The sequence below is a fragment of the Rhodovulum tesquicola genome, from assembly GCF_024128855.1.
GTDB classification, from domain to species: domain Bacteria; phylum Pseudomonadota; class Alphaproteobacteria; order Rhodobacterales; family Rhodobacteraceae; genus Rhodovulum; species Rhodovulum tesquicola.
Map to the genome: position 1 here is coordinate 17,108 of NZ_JAMYDV010000021.1, position 22,060 is coordinate 39,167.

Below are 22,060 nucleotides of genomic sequence, written 5' to 3' on the forward strand. Positions count from 1 at the left end.
CGGGTCAGTCGGTATGCTCAGAGGGCATCCTCGCCGGTCTCGCCGGTTCGGATGCGGATCGCCTGTTCGACGGGCGAGACGAAGATCTTGCCGTCGCCGATCTTCTCGGTCTTGGCGGCGTTCACGATGGCCTCGATGGCGGCGTCCACCTGGTCGTCGGGCAACACCACCTCGATCTTCACCTTGGGCAGGAAGTCCACGACGTATTCGGCGCCGCGATAAAGCTCGGTATGGCCCTTCTGGCGGCCGAAGCCCTTGACCTCGATGACCGAGAGGCCCTGAACGCCGGCTTCCTGCAGGGCTTCCTTGACCTCGTCGAGCTTGAAGGGCTTGATGATCGCCTCGATCTTCTTCACGGCGGGAAACTCCTTCTCGGTGACGTTCGAAGCCCGACAGATCACTTTCCCCGGAGGCACACAATTGACTAGGCTGGCCCCCCGGGAGGCGCTTTCCTGAATCTTGAGAGAGTGCTTAAAAAATATGCAGAATGCCGCCTTCTAGGGCGGTTTGGGAACGGCGGTGCCGCTTTCGATGATGGAACTTCTCACATCCGCCCAAATGCGCGGCATCGAGGACAGGGCGATCGCCTCCGGAATGATCGCCAGCCTGGAACTGATGGAGCGCGCCGGTCGCGGCGTGGTCGAGGCGATCTTCGAGGAATGGCCCGAATTGCGGACGGCGCCGCGGCGCGCGGTGATCCTGTGCGGGCCGGGCAACAATGGCGGCGACGGGTTCGTCGTCGCGCGGGTCCTGAAGGATTGGGGCTGGGAGGTGGAGACGTTCCTTCTCGGCGATCCCGGGCGGTTGCCGCCCGATGCGCGCGTCAATTGCGAGCGTTGGTCCGCGATGGGGCCGGTCAGGGATTTCCTGGGGGAGAGTCCGGCCCGCCTGTTCGGCTCGGGTTCTGCCGGGGACGGGGTCGTGGTCGATGCGCTGTTCGGCACGGGCCTGCGGCGGCCGCTGGACGCGCGGGTCCGCGCCCGGCTGGCCGAGTTCCGGGAACGCCATCCGTTGTCATCGCTGCGCAGCGTTGCGGTCGACATGCCCAGCGGCATCGACAGCGACAGCGGGCGTTTTCTTGCGGACGAGGATGGGCTGTCGGCCCCGCATGTCGATCTTTGCGTGACATTCCATCGGCCGCGTGTCGGGCATTTCGTCGGGGAGCCTGCGATCGGGCGGCTGGTCGTGAAGGATATCGGGCTCGATGCTCTCGAGGAGAGGACAAGCCGGGTCACGCCGCCTGAGACGCGCAGCGACCGGATCGGTGCCGTGGAACTCGTCTCGGGTTTTCCCGATGCATTGGGAAAGACCGCCGGCCACAAATACAGCCATGGCCATGCCCTGATCCTGTCAGGACCACCGGGCCGGGGCGGGGCGGCACGGCTGGCCGCGCGGGGTGCGCTGCGGATCGGGGCGGGGCTGGTGACGCTGGGCTGCCCGCCGGATGCCGTGCCGGAAAATGCCGGGCGGCTGGATGCGGTGATGTTGCGGCCGGTTGCAGATGGCGAGGCGCTCGCGGCGATTATGAAGGATGGCCGGATCGGCGCGGTCTGTCTGGGGCCGGGACTGGGGACGGGTGCGCGCGAGGTGGAACTGGTTGCGGCGGCGCTGGGGGACGCGCAGAGGCGGGCGGTTGTTCTGGATGCCGATGCGCTGACGCTGTTGGCGCGGCAGCCCGAGCTTTTCGCCTTGCTGCATGCAGGGTGTGTTCTGACCCCGCATGCGGGCGAGTTCGCGCGGCTTTTTCCGGATGTCGCCGGGACGCTGGCGGCGCCCGCCCTCCGGGGCCCGGCCTTCTCGAAGGTGAGCGCGGCCCGCGAGGCGGCGCTGCGGGCAGGTTGCGTGGTGCTGTTCAAGGGGCCCGACACGGTGATCGCCGACAAGACGGGGCGTTGTGCGGTGAGCGCGGCGCTGCGCGAGCGGGCAGCGCCCTGGCTGGCCACGGCGGGATCGGGCGATGTGCTGGCGGGTTTCATCGCGGGGCTACTGGCGCGGGGGGGCGCGCCCTTCGAGGCGGCCTGCACGGGCGCCTGGCTGCATGTGGAGGCTGCGCGCCGCTTCGGGCCCGGGCTGATCGCCGAGGATCTGCCCGAGGCGCTGCCGGCCGTGTTCCGTGATCTTGGCCTGTGACGGCGCCCCGTTTCGGCGGTTTCGCCCGTTGTTGGCCGGGGATGGGTATTTGGGCCAAGAAGAAGTCGGGGGCGGGCGGGGGTTTCGGCCCGCTTTTTCCGCTCGCATACCGTGCGGCGCTTTGCTAGAAGGACGCGGATTTGAGGGGCGGCCCTTTGCGTCACGGGCTGCCCTTGCGCTTTTTGCGGGTGTGGCGGAACTGGCAGACGCACCAGATTTAGGTTCTGGCGCCGCGAGGCGTGGGGGTTCAAGTCCCTCCACCCGCACCAGGATGGGATGAAAAGGACAACGAGATGCAGGTCACCGAGACCCTGAACGACGGCCTGAAACGCGGCTACACGATCACCGTGACCGCCGCCGAGCTTGACGAGAAGGTCAACGCGAAGCTCGAGGAATTCCGGCCCCAGGTCGAGATCAAGGGCTTTCGCAAGGGCAAGGTGCCGATGCCGCTGCTGAAGAAGCAGTTCGGTCCGCGCGTCATGGGCGAGGTCATGCAGGAGACGATCGACGGCGCGATGAGCGCGCATTTCGAGCAGACCGGCGACCGCCCCGCGCTGCAGCCCGATGTCAAGATGACCAACGAGGGCTGGAAGGAGGGCGACGATATCGTGGTCGAGATGACCTACGAGGCGCTGCCCGAGATTCCCGAGCCCGACATGAAGGCGATCAAGCTGGAAAAGCTGGTGGTCAAGGCCGGCGAGGACGAGATCGGCGAGGCGCTTGGCAAGCTGGCCGAGACCGCGCAGGTTTTCGAGGACCGGCGCAAGGGGTCCAAGGCGAAGGAGGGCGACCAGGTCGTGATCGACTTCGTCGGCAAGCTGGGCGACGAGCCGTTCGAGGGCGGCGCGGCGGAGGATTACCCGCTGGTGCTGGGTTCGCAGAGCTTCATCCCCGGTTTCGAGGATCAACTGATCGGTGCCAAGGCGGGTGACGAGGTGACCGTCACCGTGACCTTCCCCGAGAATTACGGCGCCGAGAAGCTGAAGGGTCAGGAAGCGACCTTTGACGTCACCGTGAAGGCCGTGAAGGCCCCGAAGGCGGCCGAGATCGACGATGAACTGGCCAAGCAGTTCGGGGCCGAAAGCCTGGATGCCCTGAAGAGCCAGGTTGCCGAGCGGCTGGAGGCGGAATTCGGCGGCGCGGCGCGTGCGGTGATGAAGCGTGCGCTGCTGGATGTGCTGGACGAGACGATCAGCTTCGACCTGCCGCCGTCGCTGGTCGAGGCAGAGGCCAAGCAGATCGCGCATCAGCTCTGGCACGAGGAGCATCCCGAGGTTCAGGGCCATGACCATGCCGAGATCGTCCCGACCGACGAGCATCAGAAGCTGGCCGCGCGGCGCGTGAAGCTGGGTCTTCTGCTGGCCGAGATCGGGCGCAAGGCCGAGATCAGCATTTCGGACAACGAGATGACGCAGGCTGTGATGGCGCAGGCGCGCCAGTTCCCGGGCCAGGAGCGGCAGTTCTTCGAGTTCGTGCGCCAGAACCAGGCGCTGCAGCAGCAGATCCGCGCGCCGATCTTCGAGGACAAGGTGGTCGACTACATCTTCGAACTGGCCGATCTGGCCGAGAAGGAAGTGTCAAAGGCCGACCTCGAGAAGGCGGTCGAGAAACTCGACGAGGAATGAGCGCAATCCCGACGCGCGTAATGGAAAGGGTCGCCTGCGGGCGGCCCTTTTTTCTTGCCGGGTATGGGGCAGGCCATGGGTGGGGATGAAAGGAAAAGGGCCGCACCGGTCCGGCGCGGCCCCTTTCGGAGAGCCTTGAAAGGATGAAGGCGACCCTTGCCTAGCGCGGCTGTTCCTCGCCCGAGCCCTGGGTCTCGGCCACATCGGCGAGGAAATCGTCCTCGGCGGCGGATCCGATGTCGTCGAAGAGTTCGGAAATCTCGAACTCTGCGGCGGCCTCTTCCTCGGCGGCTAGTTGCTGGATCGACTTGCCCGATGCCTGAAGCTCGGCTTCTTCGGCCGAACGGGCGACGTTGACCTGAACGGTCACCTCGACCTCGGGGTGCAACGTCACGGTCACGTCATGCAGGCCCAGATCCTTGATCGGGCCGGTCAGGACGACCTGCTTGCGGTCGACGCTGAAGCCATCGGCAGTGGCGGCGTCGGCCACGTCACGGGTGGTCACCGAGCCGTAGAGCGCCCCGGAATCGGAGGCCGAACGAATCACGACGAATTGCTGGCCGTCGAGCTTGGCGGCCAGCGCCTCGGCCTCTTTCTTCGTCTCGAGGTTGCGCGCCTCGAGCTGGGCCTTGTCGGCCTCGAAGCGGGCGATATTGGCCGCGCTGGCGCGCAGCGCCTTGCCCTGGGGCAGCAGGAAGTTGCGGGCGTAGCCGTCCTTGACGTTCACGACCTCGCCCATCTGGCCGAGCTTGGCCACGCGTTCCAGAAGGATCACTTGCATGGATCTCGTTCCTTATTTCACGGCGTAGGGCAGCAAGGCGAGGAAGCGGGCGCGCTTGATCGCGCGCGACAGCTCGCGCTGCTTCTTGGCCGAGACGGCGGTGATGCGCGAGGGCACGATCTTGCCCCGCTCGGAGATGTAGCGCTGCAGCAGGCGCACGTCCTTGTAGTCGATCTTGGGCGCGTTCTCGCCCGAGAACGGACAGACCTTGCGGCGGCGGAAAAACGGTTTTGCGGCCATGGGTTAGGTTCCTCCTGGCAGGCTTTGGATCAGCGACGCTCGCGGCGGTCGCCGCGTTCACCACGCTCTTCGCGCTTCTGCATCTGCGCCGAGGGACCTTCTTCATGGGCCTCGACCTTGACGGTCAGCACGCGCATCACGTCGTCATGCAGCCGCATCAGGCGTTCCATCTCCTGGACGGCGGGCGCGGGTGCGTCGGTGCGCAGGAAGGCGTAATGCCCCTTGCGGTTCTTGTTGATCTTGAAGGCCATCGTCTTGACGCCCCAATACTCGTGCTCGACGATCTTGCCGCCGTTATCCGCGAGAATGGCACCGAAATGTTCGATAAGGCCCTCGGCCTGCGTGTTGGACAAGTCCTGACGCGCGATGAACACATGCTCGTAAAGCGGCATGCTGTCTCCAGTCCTGTTACGGGTGCGCTTCAAAGGGCGGGTCCGAAGGTCTTCCGCCTCCCGCCCACGAGAGGCCGCACCGATCACGTTCGTTGCGGAAGACCTGCGCCTTATACAGATGGAACCGCGCGATGCAAGCCCGCCGCCGCCGATCATGGGCCTGCCGCGGGACCGCCCGCAAATCTGCTCCTGTCCGGCCCATTGCTGCCGTTTTCCCGCGAGAGGGTCGTGGCATCCGTTGCAAGGGAGCATGCGACCGACATGAGGGCCGGCCTTGAAAACCGGGAGGAGCGCGTTTCCGCACGCGCGGAGATCGCGTTGCCGGGGGTGACCGAGACGCGGTGGGGCTATGTGGTCATCGCCGGCGGAGCGGTCTCCCGCAATGCCGGCGCGTTCGAGCGCGCGGCATGGATCGGCGGTCTGGCACTTCTGTCGGCGGTCGGCGCGCTTTGGATTGTGCTGCCCTTGCTGGGGTTTTTCGACCTGGGGGCGCTGGTGGCACCGAGCGGTGGGTTGGCCGTGGCGGGACTGGCGCTGTGCTGGCTGGCCGAGCGCGGATTTCTCGAAGAGGTGCAGGTCGACCTTGAGGCACGATCCTTGCGCTGCACCCTGAGCAATGCGCGCGGCGGGTTGCGCATCCGGCGGGAGGTGGCCTTCGACGAGGTCGGCTCGGTCTTCGTGCAGCGCGCCGAACGGCCGGGGCAGCCCTCCAAGCTGTTCGTGCGGGTGGGGACGGGCGACGACCTGATCGAGGTCGCGCGCGGGCGCGAGGCCGTTCTGACGGTTCTTCAGACCCGAATGGCGCGCGATCTTCAGGGATCGAGCCTGCGAAAGGCGAATCCGGGACGCCGGACGCGGCGTCGCCGCGGCCTTGCCCGGCCCTTGACCCACGCGGCCTGAGCGGTCTGGTCTGTCCGCGACGAGGGAACTAGGCTTGCGGCGACCGAAAATCAGGGGCCGTGCATGCTGCGAGTGTTCTCCGGGCGTCCGATCACCAAGCTGGGCCTGACGCCGCCTGCCCCCTGCGCGGGGCGATCGGGACTTGCGCTGGTGCTGATCGTCCGGAACGAGGAGCGCCATATCGGCGAATGGGCGAAATTTCATGCACAGGCCGGCGCGGCCCATGTCTTTGTCTATGACAACGGCTCGACCGACGCGACGATTTCGCGTCTGGCCGAGGTCCTGGGCGCGCGTCTGACGGTGATCCCCTGGGACCAGAAGCTGTGGGATGCCGGGACCGGCCGCGAGATCCACAACCAGGTTCTGGCCTATGCCCATGCGCTGCGCAATTTCGGCGGGCGGTTCCGCTGGATGGCCTGCATTGATGCCGACGAGTTTCTGGTGCCCCGGCGCGCGGAGAGCCTGGAGGGCGCGCTGGCGCATCTGGGAGATATTCCCAGTGTGTCGCTGCCCTGGCACAACTTCGGACGGAACGGGCATGCGACGCCGCCCGAAGGTGGGGTTGTGGCGAACTACACGCGCCGCGCGGCCGATCCGCTGAGCGGGGTCCGCGGGGTGACGAATTTCAAGACGATCGTGGATGCGACCCGGGTGACGGCGCTGAAGGTGCATAGTGTCGAGATCGACGGGCAGGACGTGACCTGGAACGACCGGGGCGAGCGGGCGAGCCTGAAGGGGCGTTTCGCGCGCGGCTTCTATTCGGCGGATCATCTGCAGTTGAACCACTATTACGCACGCTCCGAGGCGGAGCTGGCGGCCAAGATCGCGCGGGGATCGAACCAGAGCGTGGCGGCCGCGCGCCACGCCGCGCGGGTGCGGCGCAATGTGGCCAATATCGAGGCCAGCGAGATCGAGGACCGCTGTGCCATCGACTTCCTGGACCGGCTCCGCGGCGCGAGGTCGCCTGACTTTTCCGCCGACTTGTGAAGCCCCCGCTTAGCCGATAGACCACGCCGAAATCGGCGAGCGAGGGGACAAAACATGCGCGCATTCGTGTTTCCGGGTCAGGGAGCGCAGACCATCGGGATGGGCAGGGCGCTGGCCGATGCCTATCCTCTCGCGCGCGAAGTGTTCGAGGAGGTGGACGAGGCGCTGGGCGAGAAGCTCTCGGCGCTGATCTGGGAGGGCGATCAGGACGAATTGACGCTGACCCGGAACGCGCAGCCGGCGCTGATGGCGACCTCGATGGCGACGATGGCGGCGCTGGGTGCCGAGGGCGTCACGGTCAATGCGGCGGCTTTCGTGGCGGGCCATTCGCTGGGCGAATATTCGGCGCTGTGCGCGGCGGGGGCGATCAGCCTGGCCGATACCGCGCGGCTGTTGCGGCTGCGCGGCGAGGCGATGCAGGCGGCGGTTGCGGTGGGCGAGGGCGCCATGGCGGCGATCCTGGGGCTTGATCTGGAGGCGGTGCAGGCGGTGGCCGCGGCCGCGGCCGAGGGGCAGGTCGTGCAGGCCGCCAATGACAACGATCCGGCGCAGGTCGTGATCTCGGGCCACAAGGCGGGCGTAGAGCGGGCGGTCGCGCTGGCGCAGGAGCGGGGTGCCAAGCGGGCGGTGATGCTGCCCGTATCCGCGCCCTTCCATTGCGCGCTGATGGAGCCTGCGGCCCGGGTCATGGCCGAGCGTCTGGCCGAGGTAACGATCGAGGAGCCGCTGGTGCCGGTGGTGGCCAATGTGCGCGCCCATGGTGTCAGCGATCCCGACGAGATCCGCGCGCTGCTGATCGAGCAGGTGACGGGCGCGGTGCGCTGGCGGGAATCGGTCGCGTGGATGGCGGCGCAAGGTGTCACCGAGATCTGGGAGATCGGCGCGGGCAAGGCGCTGTCGGGCATGATCCGCCGGATCGCGCGCGACGTCGCGACGCGGCAGGTCGGACTGCCCGACGAGGTGACGGCAGCCGTGGACAGCATGAACTGAGGAGGGGGACATGTTCGATCTGAGCGGAAAATGCGCGCTGGTGACCGGCGCGTCGGGTGGCATAGGGGCCGAGATCGCGCGGGCGCTGCATGCGCGGGGTGCGGTTGTGGGCCTGTCGGGGACGCGCGAGGCGCCGCTGCGCGAGTTGGCGGCCGAACTGGGCGAGCGCGCCCATGTGCTGCCCTGCGACCTGTCTGATCCGGAGGCGGTCGAGGCGCTGCCTAAGGCGGCCATCGAGGCGATGGGGGCGCTGGACATTCTGGTGAACAATGCCGGGATCACGCGCGACACGCTGTTCATGCGGCTGAAGGACGAGGACTGGCAGGCAGTGATCGACGTGAACCTGACCGCGGCGATGCGGCTGTGCCGCGGCGCGGTGCGGGGCATGATCAAGGCGCGCTGGGGCCGGATCGTCAACATCACGTCGGTCGTGGGGACCACGGGCAACCCGGGACAGGCGAATTACTGTGCGGCCAAGGCCGGGCTGGTGGGCCTGTCGAAATCGCTGGCCCAGGAGGTCGCGGCGCGGGGGATCACGGTGAACTGTGTCGCGCCGGGCTTCATCGCGACGGCGATGACCGACAAGCTGACCGATGAGCAGAAGGCCGGGATCCTGGGTGCGGTGCCGGTGGGCGCCATGGGCACGCCCGCCGACATTGCCGCGGCGGTGGTCTATCTGGCCAGTTCCGAGGCCGGTTACGTCACCGGCGCCACGCTGCATGTCAATGGCGGGATGGCCATGGTCTGAGGGCGCTTGGACCGGCCCCGGATCCGGGTTTCGGTCTGCGACGGGAAAGCGTTTGCCAAGAACATGCGATGTGTTATAGGCGGCGCGAGTTCGTCGGGGGGCGTTCCCCGCGCTTGCGAGAGTCCCGCTTTGCGGGATCGGTGGTGGCCCCTCGTGGCCGACAGAACAAAGACGGGCAAATCGCCTGAACAAATGTGAGGAACAGACATGAGCGACATCGCGGATCGCGTTAAGAAGATTGTCGTGGAGCACCTGGGTGTCGAAGAGGACAAGGTGATCGAGAGCGCCTCGTTCATCGACGATCTGGGCGCGGACTCCCTGGACACGGTCGAACTGGTCATGGCCTTCGAGGAGGAGTTCGGCATCGAGATCCCGGATGATGCTGCCGAAACCATCCAGACCTTCGGCGATGCGGTGAAGTTCATCCAGGAAGCCGCCTGAGGCTTTCGAGCGAACCTGTTGCGGAGCGGCGCCCCCTGGGGCGCCGCTTTCGTTTCGGGAGGTCGGGTGCCCGTTCGGCGGCGTTGTTGCGCCCGGCTTGCCGAGCGCGGAAAAAACGCGGTATCAGGAGCGCCGGATAGGCCGTGGGCGAGAGCGAGGAGAGGCGGATGCGTCGAGTGGTAGTCACGGGGCTGGGGATGGTCACGCCCCTGGCCTGCGGGGTCGAGGAAAGCTGGTCGCGGCTGATCGCCGGGCAGTCTGGCGTGGGTCCGATCACGCGGTTCGACGCGTCGCGCGTGGCGACCACCTATGCCGCCGAGATCCCGTTCGGCGACGGGACGGACGGCACGTTCAACCCCGATGACTGGATGGATCCCAAGGAGCGGCGCAAGGTCGACGATTTCATCCTGTACGGCATGGCCGCGGCCACCCAGGCGGTGAAGGATTCGGGTTGGGAGCCGAAGACCGACGAGGACCGCGAGCGCACCGGCGTGATGATCGGCTCGGGGATCGGCGGGCTGTCGGCGATTGCCGATACGGCGGTTCTGTTGCAGGAGAAGGGACCCCGGCGGGTATCGCCCTTCTTCATCCCGTCCGCGCTGATCAACCTTGTCTCGGGGCAGGTCTCGATCCGGTTCGGGTTCAAGGGTCCGAACCATGCGGTCGTCACGGCCTGTTCGACCGGGGCGCATGCCATCGGCGATGCAGCCCGTCTGATCCAGTGGGGCGATGCCGACGTGATGGTGGCGGGGGGCGCGGAAAGCCCGATCTCCGAGATCGGGATCGCCGGGTTCAATGCCTGCAAGGCGCTGTCCACGAAGCGCGGAAACGATCCGCAATCGGCCTCGCGGCCCTGGGATGCGGACCGGGACGGCTTCGTGATGGGCGAGGGTGCGGGGATCGTGATCCTTGAGGAATACGAGCATGCCAGGGCGCGCGGTGCGAAGATCTATGCCGAGGTGCTGGGGTATGGCATGTCGGGCGACGCCTATCACATCACCGCGCCGTCCGAGGATGGCGAGGGCGGGTATCGGTCGATGGCTGCGGCGCTGAAGCGCGCGGGTCTGTCGCCTGCGGACGTGGATTACATCAACGCGCATGGCACGTCGACCATGGCCGACACGATCGAGCTGGGCGCTGTCGAGCGTCTGCTGGGCGCTGCGGCTGCCGCCACCACCATGTCGTCCACCAAGTCCTCCATCGGGCATCTGCTGGGCGCGGCAGGCGCGGTGGAAGCGATCTTCTGCGTTCTGTCGCTGCGCGATCAGGTGGCGCCGCCCACGCTGAACCTGGACACGCCACCCGAGGGAGTGCGCATCGACCTGGCGCCCAAGGCGGCGCGCCAGCGAGAGATCGCGGTCGCGCTGTCAAACTCGTTCGGGTTCGGTGGCACCAATGCGACGCTGGTCATGGGGCGCGGTGATCGGTGATGTGGCGGTCGGTCGCCTCGAATGCGCTGACGCTGTTCATCGCGCTGTTTCTGTTGGCGGGCGGCCTGTTGCTTTGGGGCAAGCGGCAATACGAGGGCACCGGGCCTCTGGCCGATGCGATCTGCCTTCGGGTCGAGTCCGGCGCGACGATGGCTGGGCTTTCGCGCCAGCTTGAGGGGCAGGGGGCGGTCTCGAATGCCGCGATCTTCCGGCTGGGGGCGAAATACACGGAGAAAGCCGATCTGTTGAAGGCCGGCAGCTTTCTGATTCCGCCCGGCTCCTCGATGAAGGAGATCGTCGACATCGTGACGCGCGGCGGGCGGTCCACATGCGGCAGCGAGTTGAATTTCAGGATCGGGGTAGTCAGCGCACAATTGCAGCTGCGCGAGGTCGATCCCGGCACGGGGCGCTATGTGGAAGTGCTTGCCTTCGATCCGGCGGCGGGCGAGATCCCCGAGGACTATGCCGAATTGCGCAATGCAACCGACCTGCGGTTCCGGGTGACGCTGGCCGAAGGGGTCACGAGCTGGCAGGTCGTCGAGGAACTGAAATCGGCGGATTTTCTCGATGGCGAGGTGGCTGACCTGCCTGCCGAGGGCAGTCTGGCACCTGACAGCTACGAAGTGCAGCCGGGCATGGCGCGAAGCGATCTGATCGCCGAGATGCAGCGACGGCAGGCGGCGATTCTGGACGATCTCTGGGCGCGGCGGGCCGATGACTTGCCGATCACGACGCCGGAGGAGGCGCTGATCCTGGCCTCGATCGTCGAGAAGGAGACCGGCGTGCCGGAAGAACGCGGCCAGGTGGCCAGTGTCTTCGTGAACCGGCTGCGGCAGGGGATGCGGTTGCAGACCGATCCTACTGTGATCTACGGGGTGACACAGGGCAGGGAACCGCTGGGCCGCGGCATCCGGCAAAGCGAGTTGCGCCGCGAGACGCCCTGGAACACCTATGTCATCGACGGGTTGCCGCCGACGCCGATCGCCAATCCGGGACGGGCCTCGATCGAGGCGGCGCTGAACCCGGAAGATACGGATTTCCTGTTCTTTGTCGCCGACGGGACGGGGGGGCATGCCTTTGCCCGGACGCTGGCCGAGCATAACCAGAACGTGGCGCGCTGGCGCCAGATCGAGGCCGGGCGTCAGTAGTCTTCTGTTAACCCTTTGTTAAAGATAAACTTCTTGACTCTGCGCGCGCTCTGATCTATACTTTCAGGCAAGCTGGAAGACGTGGGTTAGCGGCCCGGGGGTATCCCCCGAGGCCGTTTTTTCGTGTCTTCTCCTGCGACGGGGGGCCGGCAGGACAGGCAGGCAAGGACAGCATGGGAACGATATCTGCCCCGCAAGTGGGCGAAACGGCTGCCCGGGCGGTGCTTGAGGAAGCCGAAGAGCATTACAGGCGCACGATACGCGCCTTGAATGGGATCATCGAAGAAGTCGAGGCCGGCAAGACAGAGCGTGCCCGCGCGTTACGGGGCGCGTTGACCGACCTCGGCAAGGCGGTACAGACCGCTTTCGACGAAAGGTTACGAGTTGGAAAGCTTCTCCGAGACGAAGCGGGCGGCGCCTGCGACTATGCCCTTGACCTCGATGAGGCGCGTGTTGAGGTCGGGCGCCGACTGGATCGCCTGCGCGTCACGCGACGAGCAGACGGCCTTTCTGAACAGCCTGGATGACGGCACACTGATGGCGCTGCCGTTCCTGTTCGAGTTCTGGGCGTTGCCGCATCAATTGCCGCCCGAGGGGGACTGGCGCGCCTGGGTGGTGCTGGGCGGGCGCGGTGCGGGCAAGACGCGGGCGGGCGCCGAGTGGGTCCGGGCGGAGGTCGAGGGGCCGCGCCCGCTGGATCCGGGCCGGTCGCGCCGGGTGGCGCTGGTGGGCGAGACGGTCGACCAGGTCCGCGAGGTGATGGTGTTCGGCGATAGCGGGCTGATGGCATGTTCGCCACCTGACCGTCGCCCGCGTTGGGAAGCAACCCGACGGCGGCTGGTGTGGCCAAACGGAGCGATCGCCCAGGTGTTTTCGGCGCATGACCCCGAATCCCTGCGTGGGCCGCAATTCGACGCGGCCTGGGCGGACGAACTGGCGAAGTGGAAAAAGGCTGAAGAGACCTGGGACATGCTGCAGTTCGGGCTGCGGCTGGGGATGTCGCCCCGGCAGTGTATCACCACCACGCCGCGCAACGTGGGTGTATTGCGGTCGATCCTGGCGCTTCCGACGACTGTCGTCACCCACGCGCCGACCGAGGCGAACCGGGCCAACCTTGCGGCCTCGTTTCTCGACGCGGTCCGCACGCGATATGCTGGAACACGGCTGGGACGGCAGGAACTGGACGGGGTGCTGCTCGATGAATCCGAGGGTGCGCTTTGGTCGCTGGCGGCGATCGAAGCGGCCCGGATCGACAGGGCGCCGGAACTCGACCGGGTTGTGGTCGCGGTCGATCCGCCGGTCACGGGGCATGGCGGTTCGGACGAATGCGGGATCATGGTCGTGGGGGTGCAGAGCAAGGGGCCGCCGCAGGAATGGCGCGCGGTGGTGCTGGCGGATGCCAGCCTTGCGGGTGTGGCGCCGACGGTCTGGGCGCAGGCAGCGATCGAGGCAATGGAACGCTTCGGCGCCGACCGGCTGGTCGCCGAGGTCAACCAGGGTGGCGATCTGGTCGAGACCGTGATCCGGCAACTCGACCCGCTGGTGCCGTTCCGCGCGGTGCGTGCTTCGCGCGGCAAGGCCGCCCGGGCCGAGCCGGTGGCCGCCCTTTACGAACAGGGGCGGATCAAGCATCTGCCCGGCCTGGCCATACTGGAGGACCAGATGTGTCGCATGACCTCGCGCGGGTATGAGGGGCGTGGCAGCCCCGACCGTGTGGATGCCCTGGTCTGGGCGATCCATGAACTGATGATTACCCCCGCCGCCCATTGGCGGCGTCCGAGGGTGCGCAGTCTCTAGAGAATCACGGCCGCGACGACGCGGCCCTTGCGGAATGGCGAGGCCCGGTCCCGGAAAACCCCGGGGCGCGGGCCTTTTCCTTGGGCCCTTGACGGGCAGCGACAGCGAAACCGGAGGAGCTTTGCCCATGAAACTGAATATCTTCCGCCGTGCCGAAACGCGGGCGCCGGAGGCGAAAGCGTCTGCCACCGGCCCGGTGATCGCCTGGGCGGGGTCAGGGCGCGTGGCCTGGAGTCCGCGCGATACCGTCTCGCTGACCCGCAACGGCTTTGTCGGCAACCCGGTGGGGTTTCGCGCGGTCAAGCTGATCGCCGAGGCGGCGGCGGCGCTGCCGCTGGTCTGCCAGGACACCGAACGGCGCTACGAGACCCACCCGATGCTCGATCTGATCGCGCGGCCAAATCCGGCACAGGGACGGGCCGAGCTGTTCGAGACGCTTTACGGCCAGTTGCTGCTGTCCGGGAACGCCTATCTCGAAGCGGTCGGCGATGAGGGCGGGATGCCATTCGAACTGCATGTGTTGCGATCGGACCGGATGCACCTGGTTCCCGGGCGCGATGGCTGGCCGGTCGCCTATGATTACACCGTCGGCGCGCGCAAGCATCGGTTCGACATGACGGTCGACCTGCCGCCGGTCTGCCATATCAAGAGCTTCCATCCCCAGGACGATCATTACGGGCTGTCGCCGATGCAGGCGGCGGCGACCGCGATCGACGTTCACAATTCGGCCTCGCGCTGGTCCAAGGCGCTTCTGGACAACGCGGCGCGGCCCTCCGGCGCGATCGTCTATCGCGGGACGGATGGCAATTCGACCCTGAGCGAAGACCAGTATGCGCGGCTTCAGGACGAGATGCTCAGCTATCATCAGGGGGCGGCGAATGCCGGGCGCCCGATGCTTCTGGAGGGCGGGCTGGACTGGAAGCCGATGGGCTTTTCTCCCTCGGACATGGAGTTCCACCGCACCAAGGAGGCCGCGGCGCGGGAAATCGCGACGGCCTTCGGCGTGCCCCCGATGATGCTGGGGATCCCGGGGGATGCGACCTACGCGAACTATCAGGAGGCCAACCGCGCCTTCTATCGGCTGACGATCCTGCCGATGGTGGCCAAGGTCGCCGGTGCCGTGGCCGAGTTCCTGTCGCGCTTTGCAGGAGAGACAGTGAGCCTCAAGCCCGATCTCGATCAGGTGCCGGCGCTGGCGGCCGAACGCGATGCGCAATGGCTGCGTATCGCCGGCGCGGATTTCCTGACCGAGGTCGAGAAACGTGCCCTTCTGGGTCTGCCCGCCCGGCCGGAGGGTGAATGAAACCCCCGGCCGAGAGGTCGGGCTCCAGGTTTCTCTATGCGCCCTTCGAAGTGGCGAATGCGCGGATCGACGCCAATGAACGCGTCTGGGAGGAGCGCTGGACGGCGCTCGAATTCCGGCTCGTGCGGATCGAGACGGCGCTCGAGCGGCTGGAACGACGAATGTGGCTGACCGTCTACGGCGTGGTGGCGGTGATCTTGACGGAAGGCGTGGCATCGCTGCTGGCGGCCTCGCCGTGAAAAGGGGAGTTCGGATGATCGGATATGACAGGGATACCGGGCTGGAGCGCAAGTTCTGCCCGCCGGACGCGCCGCTGGCGCTGGCCGAGGGCGCGGTGATCGAGGGCTATGCCTCGTTGTTCGGCGCGACCGACCAGGGCGGCGACGTCGTGCAGGCGGGGGCCTATGGTGCCTGCCTGAAGCGGATGGCCACCGAAGGGCGTCGGGTGAAGATGCTGTGGCAGCATGATCCCGCCCAGCCCATCGGCATCTGGGACGAGGTCCGGGAGGATGGCCGCGGGCTTTACGTCAAGGGGCGGTTGTTGCCCGAGGTCGTGCGCGCCCGCGAGGCGGCCGCCCTTGTTTCGGCGGGCGCCATCGACGGCTTGTCGATCGGCTATCGTACCAAGCGGGCCGAACGGGATGCAAGCGGGCGCCGGCTTCTTGCGGAGCTGGAGCTTTGGGAGGTGTCGCTCGTGACCTTCCCGATGCTTGCCGAAGCGCGGGTTGGCGCCAAGGGGGGGGACCCCGCCGAGGTGCTCTTGCGCGAACTGGCGGAGGCCTTTTCAGGCGCCCGCCGCATGTTGGCCGAGGGCTGATCGCCAAAGGCCGCGAGGACCGATCTCAACAAGGACAAGCGAGATGACCGAGACCGAGACCAAGTCCGGCGGGAGCCAAGCCCCGGCGGTGGAAGTGAAGCAGGCGTTGAACTCTTTCCTGAGCGATTTCAGAGAGTTTCAGGCCGATGTGAAATTCCGACTTCAACAACAGGAAGAGCGACTGACCATGCTGGACCGGAAATCCCAAATGACCTCCGCCGGGCGCCCCGCCCTGTCGCGTGCCGCCGATCTCGAAGCGCCGCACAAGAAGGCCCTTGCCGCCTATCTGCGCAACGGCGACGATGACGGGCTGCGCAGCCTGGAAATCGAGGGCAAGGCGCTGGGTACCTCGGTCGCGGCCGAGGGTGGCTATCTCGTCGATCCCGAGACCTCGGATACGATCAAGTCGGTGCTGCGCTCGACGGCCTCGATCCGCTCGATCGCGCAGGTGGTCACCGTCGAGGCGACCTCGTTCGATGTGCTGGTGGACCATTCGGACATCGGTTCGGGCTGGTCGACCGAGACCGCCAACCAGATCGAGACCGGCACGCCGCAGATCGAGCGCGTGTCGATCCCGCTGCACGAGCTTTCGGCCATGCCCAAGGCCAGCCAGCGGCTGCTGGACGATTCCGCGTTCGACATCGAGGGCTGGTTGGCCGCGCGCATCGCCGACAGGTTCGCCCGCGCCGAGGCGGCGGCGTTCATCAATGGCGACGGGGTCGACAAGCCCACGGGGTTCCTGTCGCATCCGCACGTTCCCGAAGGTGCCTGGAACTGGGGCAGCCTTGGCTATGTCGCAACGGGGTCGGATGGCGATTTCGACGCGGTGTCGCCGGCCGATGCAATCCTCGACCTCGTCTACTCGCTGGGTGCGGAATACCGCGCGGGTGCCACTTTCTTGATGAATTCGCGCACGGCGGGCGCGGTGCGCAAGATGAAGGATGCCGATGGCCGCTTCCTGTGGTCGGACGGGCTGTCGGCGGGCGAGCCTGCGCGGCTTCTGGGCTATCCGGTCTTGATCGCCGAGGACATGCCCGATATCGCCTCGGGCACGGTGGCGATCGCCTTCGGCGATTTCCAGGCGGGTTATACCGTTGCCGAGCGCCCCGACCTGCGGGTGCTGCGCGACCCGTTCTCGGCCAAGCCGCATGTGCTGTTCTATGCGACCAAGCGCGTCGGCGGAGATGTCAGCGACTATGCCGCGATCAAGCTTCTGAGATTCGCCACCGCCTGATGGCCTGACCGAGACGTTGCCTCCGGCTGACCCCGGGGACGACCAGGCGCGCGCCGGACCTATCCGGTCTGTCCAGCTGTTCCCTCCGTCGGGACAGGCCGGGTCGGCGCGCGCCGACATTCAGCGGGGGGCCTAGCGGAGAAATGACGAGATGATGCTGATCGAGCAGACGACGCTGCCCGCCGCCGCGCTGCCTCTGGAGCGGTTCAAGGCGCATCTGCGCCTTGGCACCGGGTTTTCCGATGATGGGGCAGAGGACGCGTTGCTGGAGGCATTCCTGCGGGCCTCCATGGCGGCGATCGAGGAACGGACCGCCAAGGTGCTTCTGGCGCGCAGCTTTACCTGGGGGGTGAACGGTTGGCGCGATGGAGCGCGTGAACCGCTGCCGGTGGCGCCCGTGACCCGCATCGCGGAGCTTCGGGTCTTCGACCGCAACGGCACCGTCTGCGTCTGCGATCCGGCCACCTATCGGCTGGAGCGGGACGGAACCTATCCCAGGCTGGCCGCGGTTCGGACCTGCCTGCCGACGATCCCGCAGGGGGGCGGCGCCGAGGTCGATTTCGATGCCGGTTTCGGTGCGGAGTGGGACAGCGTTCCTGCCGATCTGGGGCAGGCGGTCTTCCTGCTGGCGGCGCATTACCACGAGCATCGGCACGAGGCGTCTACGGGCGAAGGCCACATGCCGTTCGGCGTTGCGGCGTTGACCGAACGCTGGCGACGGCTGCGTGTGACGGCCGGAGGGGTGGCATGAAACGCCCGCCAGTTCTGAACCGTCGCCTTGTCCTTGAGGCGGCCCAACGGCTGCCCGACGGGGCCGGCGGGTTTTCCGAGACATGGGTCGAGCTTGGAGTGATCTGGGCCGAGATCATGCCGCGCACGGGCGGCGAGCGTGCGGGGCAGGAACTGACCCTGACGCGGGTGCCCTATCACGTCGTCGTGCGCGCCGCACCGCCGGGTTCGGCCCGGCGGCCCGAGCCCGACGAGCGGTTTCGCGAAGGCGCGCGGATCTTTCACATCCGGGCGGTGACCGAAGCGGATCGGAGCGGGCACTACCTGCTCTGCTTTGCAGAAGAGGAGAAACCGGCATGAGTTACGGCGCGGCGGCCGCTCTGCAGGCGGCGATTTTCCAGCGACTGGCGGGTGATCCCGCCCTGGCCGCGCAGGTGGGCGAGGCGATCTATGACGTGGTGCCGGCGGGCGATCTGCCGCTGACCTATGTCAGCCTGGGCCCCGAGGAGGTGCGCGACGCCTCGGACAAGACCGGGGACGGGGCGCTGCATCTGTTCACGATCACCATCGTCAGCCGACAGGCCGGGTTCGCCCAGGCCAAGGCGGCGGCCGCGGCGGTTTCCGACGCCCTGGTGGACGCGCCGCTGGCGATGTCTCGCGGGCGGATCGTGGGCCTGTGGTTCGACCGGGCCCGCGCCCGGCGGGTGGGCACCCAGGGCGAGCGCCGCATCGACCTGCGCTTCGCAGCCCGGGTCGAGGACGACTGAACACCTTATCTGGAGTAAGCATGATGACGGCGCAATACGGCAAGGATCTTCTCATCAAGCTCGACCTGACCGGAGCCGGTCAGTTCGAGACCATTGCGGGGTTGCGAGCCACCCGCATCAGTTTCAACGCCGAACAGGTGGATGTGACCAGCCTGGAAAGCGAGGGCGGTTGGCGCGAGCTCCTGGCAGGCGCGGGGGTGAAATCGGCCGGAATCTCCGGCGGTGGCGTGTTCAAGGATGCCGAGACCGACGCGCGCGCGCGGCAGGTGTTCTTCGATTCCGAGACGCCGGCTTTCCAGGTCGTGATCCCGGGCTTCGGCGTGGTCGAGGGGCCGTTTCAGGTCACCTCGCTGGAGTATTCCGGCAGCCATAACGGCGAGGCCACTTACGAGCTGACGCTGGCCTCGGCCGGGGCGCTGGCCTTTACGGCGTTCTGATCATGGCCAATCCCCATGCAGGCGAGGTGGCATTGATAGTCGATGGTGAACGCCGTGTGCTGAAGCTGACGCTTGGGGCGCTGGCGGAGCTGGAGGCGGCGCTGGGTGCGGACACCCTTGTGGCGTTGATCGAGCGCTATGAGGAAGGCGCGTTCTCGACGCGCGATGTGCTGGGGCTGTTGCTCGCGGGGCTTCGGGGCGGGGGCTGGCACGGCTCGGCCGCCGATCTTGCGCGGGCCGATATCGGCGGCGGCCCGATTGCCGCGGCTCAGGCCGCCGCGCAGCTTCTGGCGCGCGCCTTCACCCTTCCGGAGGCGCAATGCGATGGGCTTTGACTGGGGCGCCCTGATGCAGGCCGGGATCAGGGGATTGGGCCTGAAGCCGGCCGAGTTCTGGGCGCTGACCCCGGCCGAGCTGATGCTGATGCTGGGCGCGGCCGGTGGCCCTGCGCCGATGAGCCGCGCGCGGCTGGAAGAGCTTGCGCGTGCCTATCCCGACAACAGGTTGGATCAAGGATAACCAATGGCCCAGGCAGAGGATTTCGACGCCTTCGATGCGCAGATCGAGGCGCTGGAGAAGACGTTGGGCGGCGCGCGGGGAACCGCGGCGGCCTTCGAGGTGGAACTGTTCCGGATGCGCGAGAGCCTGACACTGACCAATCGCGAGGTTGGCAGCCTGTCGCGTTCGATCGGCAGCGGATTGAGGCGGGCCTTCGACGGGCTCGTCTTCGACGGGATGAAGCTGTCGGATGCGCTGAAGACCGTCGCCAATTCGATCGTGAACGCCACCTATTCGGCGGCGATCAAGCCGGTTCAGAACCAACTGGGCGGGCTTGTCGCGGGTGGCATCGAGGGGCTGGTCAGTGCCGCGGTGCCCTTCGCAAAGGGCGGAGCCTTTACCCAGGGCCGCGTCATTCCCTTTGCCACTGGCGGTGTGATCGACCGGGCCACCCATTTCCCGATGCGCGGAGGGACGGGCCTGATGGGCGAGGCTGGCCCCGAGGCGATCCTGCCGCTGGCGCGCGGTGCGGATGGTCGGCTGGGCATCAGAAGCGAAGGCGGCGGCCGACGGCCGGTGCAGGTCGTCATGAACATCACCACGCCCGATGTGCAGGGCTTTGCCCGCAGCCAGAGCCAGATCGCCGCGGATATGGGGCGGCTGATCGCGCGCGGCCAGCGCAACAGATAACGCGGAGGAATGGACATGGCATTTCACGAGGTCCGGTTCCCGGCCAACCTGAGCTTCGGCTCGGTCGGCGGACCCGAGCGGCGCACCGAGATCGTGACGCTCGCCAACGGGTTCGAGGAACGCAACACGCCCTGGGAACATGGCCGGCGGCGCTACGACGCCGGCGTTGCCATGCGCTCGCTCGACGATGTCGAGGCGATGATCGCCTTTTTCGAGGCGCGGCGCGGACAGCTTTACGGGTTCCGCTGGAAGGATTGGTCGGACTTCAAGTCCTGCCTTCCCTCGCGCGATCCTGCCTTCGACGACCAGAGGATCGGTTTTGGCGACGGGTCGAAGACGCTGTTCCAATTGACCAAGACCTATTCCTCGGGCGGGCATTCCTATGTGCGCCCGATCACGAAACCGGTCGCGGACAGCGTTCGACTTGGGATCGATGGGGTGGAACTGGCGGAGGGCCTGGATTTCACGGTCGATACCGCGACGGGGCTGGTGATGCTGGCAGAGGCACCCGAATTCGGCGCGGCGGTGACAGCCGGTTTCGAGTTCGACGTGCCGGTACGTTTCGACACCGACCGTATCCAGACATCGGTTGCGAGCTTCAAGGTGGGCGATGTCCCCTCGGTGCCGGTTGTGGAGGTTCGGGTCTGATGGCGATCTCCGAGGCATTGCAGGCGCATCTGGCGAGCGGCGCGACGACGCTTGCGCGGGCCTGGGCGATCACGCGGCACGACGGGGTGGTTCTGGGGTTCACAGACCATGATCGGGATCTTTCCTTTGATGGTGTGACGTTCCGCGCCGAAACCGGAATGAGCGCGCGGGCGCTGTCCCAGTCGACGGGTCTCTCGGTGGACAACTCGGCTGCGCTTGGCGCGCTCAGTTCCGAGGCGATCACCGAGGATGATGTCGCGGCGGGCCGTTATGACGCCGCATCGCTGTGTATCTGGTTGGTGAATTGGGCCGATGTCAGGCAGCGGCTGATCCTTTTCGTCGGTTCGCTGGGCGAGTTCGCGCGCACGGGCGGCGGGTTCGAGGTCGAGATCCGTGGTCAGGCCGAAGCGTTGAACCAACCGCTGGGGCGGGTTTACCAGAGCCCCTGCCAAGCGGTTCTGGGAGATGCCGCCTGCGGGTTCGACGCGACCCGTCCTGGCTTTTCGACGCTGGTGACGGCAGGTTTGATCGAAGCCCGGCGTATCTTCCGCTTCGAGGCGATGAACGAGTTTCAACCGCGCTGGTTCGAGCATGGTCGGCTCGAGGTCCTGTCCGGCCCGGCTGCGGGATTGTTCGGGGTGATCAAGGCCGACCGCCACGAGGCCGGGGTGCGCGTCGTGGAACTGTGGTCCGAAATCCGCGGTGCGGTCGGTCCCGGGGATTCGTTGCGGCTGATTGCCGGCTGCGACCGCTCGGCCGATACCTGCCGCTGGAAGTTTAACAACTTCGCGAACTTCCGTGGCTTCCCGCACGTTCCGGGGGAGGACTGGCTGATGGCCTATCCGTCCCAATCGGGTGTCAATGACGGGGGGAGCCTGAACCGATGAGCCAGATCGCAGAGCGTGCCGCGGTCGAGGCCCGGCGCTGGATCGGCACGCCCTATCACCATCAGGGCTCGATGCCGGGGGCGGGGGCGGACTGCCTGGGCCTGCTGCGCGGAGTGTGGCGGGCGATTTACGGCACCGAGCCCGAGGCGGTGCCGCCCTATACGCCCGACTGGTCCGAACCTCAGGGCGAGGAAACGCTTTGGGCGGCCGCTCGGCGGCATCTTCTCGAGAAGCCTGTAGCGGACGCGGCCGTTGGAGACGTCATCTTGTTCCGTCTGCGCGAGGCGGGTGTTGCCAAGCATCTGGGCATTCAGGGCGCGATCGGCGCGCGGGCGAGTTTCATCCACGCCTATCATGGCCACGGGGTGGTCGAGAGCCCGCTCTCGACGCCATGGGCACGCCGCATCGTGGCTCGGTTCGCGTTTCCCGAAAGGACTTAGA

At 67.0% G+C, this 22,060-nt stretch carries 29 protein-coding genes and 1 tRNA gene; 26 read left to right on the plus strand and 4 right to left on the minus strand.

Features of this window, described 5'->3' with window-relative positions:
* Positions 1–17 precede the first annotated feature (17 nt).
* Positions 18–356, minus strand: coding sequence for a P-II family nitrogen regulator (locus NHN26_RS14355; RefSeq protein ID WP_132544949.1), 339 nt, complete (start codon positions 354–356; stop codon positions 18–20).
* Between the two features lie 175 nt (positions 357–531).
* Between NHN26_RS14355 and NHN26_RS14360 the strand changes: the two genes are divergently transcribed.
* The 3 genes from NHN26_RS14360 (at position 532) to tig (ending at position 3,755) form a co-directional block, all read left to right on the plus strand.
* Entirely contained in the window at positions 532–2,130 is a 1,599-nt protein-coding gene (locus NHN26_RS14360) for an NAD(P)H-hydrate dehydratase (RefSeq protein WP_253090090.1), read from the plus strand.
* A gap of 184 nt (positions 2,131–2,314) precedes the next feature.
* Positions 2,315–2,399: transfer RNA gene (locus tag NHN26_RS14365), tRNA-Leu, on the plus strand.
* 24 nt (positions 2,400–2,423) lie between these two features.
* On the plus strand, positions 2,424–3,755 hold the full coding sequence (tig, locus tag NHN26_RS14370; RefSeq protein WP_253090091.1) for a trigger factor: 1,332 nt from the start codon (positions 2,424–2,426) through the stop codon (positions 3,753–3,755).
* A gap of 160 nt (positions 3,756–3,915) precedes the next feature.
* Here tig and rplI read toward each other — a convergent pair whose 3' ends face one another.
* From rplI to rpsF, 3 genes are read right to left on the minus strand one after another with little or no spacing between them, the layout of a single operon-like run.
* Positions 3,916–4,536 carry a 50S ribosomal protein L9 gene (gene rplI / locus NHN26_RS14375; protein WP_253090092.1) on the minus strand — a complete coding sequence of 207 codons (621 nt, stop codon included), beginning with the start codon at positions 4,534–4,536 and terminating at the stop codon, positions 3,916–3,918.
* 12 nt (positions 4,537–4,548) lie between these two features.
* Complete coding sequence (rpsR, locus tag NHN26_RS14380; protein ID WP_153746743.1) at positions 4,549–4,776, minus strand: 30S ribosomal protein S18; 228 nt, start codon at positions 4,774–4,776, stop codon at positions 4,549–4,551.
* A 29-nt stretch (positions 4,777–4,805) separates the two neighbouring features.
* Positions 4,806–5,168 (minus strand): 30S ribosomal protein S6, encoded by a 363-nt coding sequence (gene rpsF / locus NHN26_RS14385; protein WP_253090093.1) that lies wholly within the window; start codon positions 5,166–5,168, stop codon positions 4,806–4,808.
* 261 nt (positions 5,169–5,429) lie between these two features.
* Between rpsF and NHN26_RS14390 the strand changes: the two genes are divergently transcribed.
* The 23 genes from NHN26_RS14390 (at position 5,430) to NHN26_RS14500 (ending at position 22,059) form a co-directional block, all read left to right on the plus strand.
* Complete coding sequence (locus tag NHN26_RS14390; RefSeq protein ID WP_253090094.1) at positions 5,430–6,068, plus strand: hypothetical protein; 639 nt, start codon at positions 5,430–5,432, stop codon at positions 6,066–6,068.
* Between the two features lie 63 nt (positions 6,069–6,131).
* On the plus strand, positions 6,132–7,055 hold the full coding sequence (locus NHN26_RS14395; protein WP_253090095.1) for a glycosyltransferase family 92 protein: 924 nt from the start codon (positions 6,132–6,134) through the stop codon (positions 7,053–7,055).
* Between the two features lie 54 nt (positions 7,056–7,109).
* The gene (fabD, locus tag NHN26_RS14400) at positions 7,110–8,045 is read left to right on the plus strand and encodes an ACP S-malonyltransferase (RefSeq protein WP_253090096.1); all 936 of its coding nucleotides are present in this window, start codon (positions 7,110–7,112) and stop codon (positions 8,043–8,045) included.
* 10 nt (positions 8,046–8,055) lie between these two features.
* Positions 8,056–8,793, plus strand: a complete 738-nt coding sequence (gene fabG, locus NHN26_RS14405) for a 3-oxoacyl-[acyl-carrier-protein] reductase (protein WP_253090097.1) — start codon at positions 8,056–8,058, stop codon at positions 8,791–8,793.
* Between the two features lie 207 nt (positions 8,794–9,000).
* Entirely contained in the window at positions 9,001–9,234 is a 234-nt protein-coding gene (locus tag NHN26_RS14410) for an acyl carrier protein (protein WP_132693806.1), read from the plus strand.
* 167 nt (positions 9,235–9,401) lie between these two features.
* The gene (gene fabF, locus NHN26_RS14415) at positions 9,402–10,664 is read left to right on the plus strand and encodes a beta-ketoacyl-ACP synthase II (RefSeq protein ID WP_253090098.1); all 1,263 of its coding nucleotides are present in this window, start codon (positions 9,402–9,404) and stop codon (positions 10,662–10,664) included.
* Complete coding sequence (mltG, locus tag NHN26_RS14420) at positions 10,664–11,812, plus strand: endolytic transglycosylase MltG (protein WP_253090099.1); 1,149 nt, start codon at positions 10,664–10,666, stop codon at positions 11,810–11,812. The genes fabF and mltG overlap by 1 nt, the downstream gene beginning before the upstream one ends.
* A gap of 173 nt (positions 11,813–11,985) precedes the next feature.
* Positions 11,986–12,339, plus strand: coding sequence for a hypothetical protein (locus NHN26_RS14425; RefSeq protein ID WP_253090100.1), 354 nt, complete (start codon positions 11,986–11,988; stop codon positions 12,337–12,339).
* Positions 12,239–13,609 carry a DNA-packaging protein gene (locus NHN26_RS14430; protein WP_494338022.1) on the plus strand — a complete coding sequence of 457 codons (1,371 nt, stop codon included), beginning with the start codon at positions 12,239–12,241 and terminating at the stop codon, positions 13,607–13,609. Before NHN26_RS14425 ends, NHN26_RS14430 begins: the two co-directional genes overlap by 101 nt.
* A gap of 127 nt (positions 13,610–13,736) precedes the next feature.
* Complete coding sequence (locus tag NHN26_RS14435; RefSeq protein WP_253090101.1) at positions 13,737–14,912, plus strand: phage portal protein; 1,176 nt, start codon at positions 13,737–13,739, stop codon at positions 14,910–14,912.
* Positions 14,909–15,151, plus strand: a complete 243-nt coding sequence (locus NHN26_RS14440; RefSeq protein WP_253090102.1) for a GTA head formation protein, RCAP_rcc01685 family — start codon at positions 14,909–14,911, stop codon at positions 15,149–15,151. Before NHN26_RS14435 ends, NHN26_RS14440 begins: the two co-directional genes overlap by 4 nt.
* 14 nt (positions 15,152–15,165) lie before the next feature.
* Positions 15,166–15,729 (plus strand): HK97 family phage prohead protease, encoded by a 564-nt coding sequence (locus tag NHN26_RS14445; RefSeq protein WP_253090103.1) that lies wholly within the window; start codon positions 15,166–15,168, stop codon positions 15,727–15,729.
* Positions 15,730–15,751: 22 nt separating this feature from the next.
* The gene (locus NHN26_RS14450; protein ID WP_354595940.1) at positions 15,752–16,963 is read left to right on the plus strand and encodes a phage major capsid protein; all 1,212 of its coding nucleotides are present in this window, start codon (positions 15,752–15,754) and stop codon (positions 16,961–16,963) included.
* Between the two features lie 151 nt (positions 16,964–17,114).
* Positions 17,115–17,714: a head-tail connector protein gene (locus NHN26_RS14455; protein WP_253090105.1), complete on the plus strand. Its 600-nt coding sequence runs from the start codon at positions 17,115–17,117 to the stop codon at positions 17,712–17,714.
* Positions 17,711–18,052, plus strand: coding sequence for a head-tail adaptor protein (locus NHN26_RS14460; protein ID WP_253090106.1), 342 nt, complete (start codon positions 17,711–17,713; stop codon positions 18,050–18,052). The genes NHN26_RS14455 and NHN26_RS14460 overlap by 4 nt, the downstream gene beginning before the upstream one ends.
* A complete protein-coding gene (locus NHN26_RS14465) occupies positions 18,049–18,459 on the plus strand; it encodes a DUF3168 domain-containing protein (RefSeq protein WP_253090107.1) in 411 nt (136 codons plus the stop codon). Before NHN26_RS14460 ends, NHN26_RS14465 begins: the two co-directional genes overlap by 4 nt.
* A 23-nt stretch (positions 18,460–18,482) precedes the next feature.
* A complete protein-coding gene (locus tag NHN26_RS14470; protein ID WP_253090108.1) occupies positions 18,483–18,896 on the plus strand; it encodes a phage major tail protein, TP901-1 family in 414 nt (137 codons plus the stop codon).
* A gap of 2 nt (positions 18,897–18,898) precedes the next feature.
* On the plus strand, positions 18,899–19,231 hold the full coding sequence (locus NHN26_RS14475) for a gene transfer agent family protein (protein ID WP_253090109.1): 333 nt from the start codon (positions 18,899–18,901) through the stop codon (positions 19,229–19,231).
* Complete coding sequence (locus NHN26_RS14480) at positions 19,221–19,415, plus strand: rcc01693 family protein (protein WP_253090110.1); 195 nt, start codon at positions 19,221–19,223, stop codon at positions 19,413–19,415. Before NHN26_RS14475 ends, NHN26_RS14480 begins: the two co-directional genes overlap by 11 nt.
* A 3-nt stretch (positions 19,416–19,418) precedes the next feature.
* A complete protein-coding gene (locus NHN26_RS14485) occupies positions 19,419–20,084 on the plus strand; it encodes an RcGTA-type gene transfer agent tail tape measure protein (protein WP_253090111.1) in 666 nt (221 codons plus the stop codon).
* A gap of 15 nt (positions 20,085–20,099) precedes the next feature.
* Positions 20,100–20,732 carry a DUF2460 domain-containing protein gene (locus NHN26_RS14490; protein WP_253090112.1) on the plus strand — a complete coding sequence of 211 codons (633 nt, stop codon included), beginning with the start codon at positions 20,100–20,102 and terminating at the stop codon, positions 20,730–20,732.
* On the plus strand, positions 20,732–21,619 hold the full coding sequence (locus NHN26_RS14495) for a phage/gene transfer agent baseplate hub protein (protein ID WP_253090113.1): 888 nt from the start codon (positions 20,732–20,734) through the stop codon (positions 21,617–21,619). Before NHN26_RS14490 ends, NHN26_RS14495 begins: the two co-directional genes overlap by 1 nt.
* On the plus strand, positions 21,616–22,059 hold the full coding sequence (locus NHN26_RS14500; RefSeq protein ID WP_253090114.1) for an NlpC/P60 family protein: 444 nt from the start codon (positions 21,616–21,618) through the stop codon (positions 22,057–22,059). The genes NHN26_RS14495 and NHN26_RS14500 overlap by 4 nt, the downstream gene beginning before the upstream one ends.
* Position 22,060 lies beyond the last annotated feature (1 nt).

What these genes read in the sequence shown, in the direction of transcription:
- NHN26_RS14485 (WP_253090111.1), top strand. Translation starts at nt 19,419, where the DNA reads ATGGCCCAGGCAGAGGATTTCGACGCCTTCGATGCGCAGATCGAGGCG.
- NHN26_RS14410 (WP_132693806.1), top strand. Translation starts at nt 9,001, where the DNA reads ATGAGCGACATCGCGGATCGCGTTAAGAAGATTGTCGTGGAGCACCTG.
- fabD (WP_253090096.1), top strand. Translation starts at nt 7,110, where the DNA reads ATGCGCGCATTCGTGTTTCCGGGTCAGGGAGCGCAGACCATCGGGATG.
- NHN26_RS14390 (WP_253090094.1), top strand. Translation starts at nt 5,430, where the DNA reads ATGAGGGCCGGCCTTGAAAACCGGGAGGAGCGCGTTTCCGCACGCGCG.
- NHN26_RS14395 (WP_253090095.1), top strand. Translation starts at nt 6,132, where the DNA reads ATGCTGCGAGTGTTCTCCGGGCGTCCGATCACCAAGCTGGGCCTGACG.
- NHN26_RS14495 (WP_253090113.1), top strand. Translation starts at nt 20,732, where the DNA reads ATGGCGATCTCCGAGGCATTGCAGGCGCATCTGGCGAGCGGCGCGACG.
- NHN26_RS14360 (WP_253090090.1), top strand. Translation starts at nt 532, where the DNA reads ATGATGGAACTTCTCACATCCGCCCAAATGCGCGGCATCGAGGACAGG.
- NHN26_RS14455 (WP_253090105.1), top strand. Translation starts at nt 17,115, where the DNA reads ATGATGCTGATCGAGCAGACGACGCTGCCCGCCGCCGCGCTGCCTCTG.
- NHN26_RS14440 (WP_253090102.1), top strand. Translation starts at nt 14,909, where the DNA reads ATGAAACCCCCGGCCGAGAGGTCGGGCTCCAGGTTTCTCTATGCGCCC.
- fabG (WP_253090097.1), top strand. Translation starts at nt 8,056, where the DNA reads ATGTTCGATCTGAGCGGAAAATGCGCGCTGGTGACCGGCGCGTCGGGT.
- NHN26_RS14430 (WP_494338022.1), top strand. Translation starts at nt 12,239, where the DNA reads ATGCCCTTGACCTCGATGAGGCGCGTGTTGAGGTCGGGCGCCGACTGG.
- rplI (WP_253090092.1), bottom strand. Translation starts at nt 4,536, where the DNA reads ATGCAAGTGATCCTTCTGGAACGCGTGGCCAAGCTCGGCCAGATGGGC.
- NHN26_RS14490 (WP_253090112.1), top strand. Translation starts at nt 20,100, where the DNA reads ATGGCATTTCACGAGGTCCGGTTCCCGGCCAACCTGAGCTTCGGCTCG.
- NHN26_RS14465 (WP_253090107.1), top strand. Translation starts at nt 18,049, where the DNA reads ATGAGTTACGGCGCGGCGGCCGCTCTGCAGGCGGCGATTTTCCAGCGA.
- rpsR (WP_153746743.1), bottom strand. Translation starts at nt 4,776, where the DNA reads ATGGCCGCAAAACCGTTTTTCCGCCGCCGCAAGGTCTGTCCGTTCTCG.
- NHN26_RS14480 (WP_253090110.1), top strand. Translation starts at nt 19,221, where the DNA reads ATGGGCTTTGACTGGGGCGCCCTGATGCAGGCCGGGATCAGGGGATTG.
- NHN26_RS14425 (WP_253090100.1), top strand. Translation starts at nt 11,986, where the DNA reads ATGGGAACGATATCTGCCCCGCAAGTGGGCGAAACGGCTGCCCGGGCG.
- NHN26_RS14435 (WP_253090101.1), top strand. Translation starts at nt 13,737, where the DNA reads ATGAAACTGAATATCTTCCGCCGTGCCGAAACGCGGGCGCCGGAGGCG.
- mltG (WP_253090099.1), top strand. Translation starts at nt 10,664, where the DNA reads ATGTGGCGGTCGGTCGCCTCGAATGCGCTGACGCTGTTCATCGCGCTG.
- NHN26_RS14460 (WP_253090106.1), top strand. Translation starts at nt 17,711, where the DNA reads ATGAAACGCCCGCCAGTTCTGAACCGTCGCCTTGTCCTTGAGGCGGCC.
- NHN26_RS14470 (WP_253090108.1), top strand. Translation starts at nt 18,483, where the DNA reads ATGACGGCGCAATACGGCAAGGATCTTCTCATCAAGCTCGACCTGACC.
- fabF (WP_253090098.1), top strand. Translation starts at nt 9,402, where the DNA reads ATGCGTCGAGTGGTAGTCACGGGGCTGGGGATGGTCACGCCCCTGGCC.
- tig (WP_253090091.1), top strand. Translation starts at nt 2,424, where the DNA reads ATGCAGGTCACCGAGACCCTGAACGACGGCCTGAAACGCGGCTACACG.
- NHN26_RS14500 (WP_253090114.1), top strand. Translation starts at nt 21,616, where the DNA reads ATGAGCCAGATCGCAGAGCGTGCCGCGGTCGAGGCCCGGCGCTGGATC.
- rpsF (WP_253090093.1), bottom strand. Translation starts at nt 5,168, where the DNA reads ATGCCGCTTTACGAGCATGTGTTCATCGCGCGTCAGGACTTGTCCAAC.
- NHN26_RS14445 (WP_253090103.1), top strand. Translation starts at nt 15,166, where the DNA reads ATGATCGGATATGACAGGGATACCGGGCTGGAGCGCAAGTTCTGCCCG.
- NHN26_RS14475 (WP_253090109.1), top strand. Translation starts at nt 18,899, where the DNA reads ATGGCCAATCCCCATGCAGGCGAGGTGGCATTGATAGTCGATGGTGAA.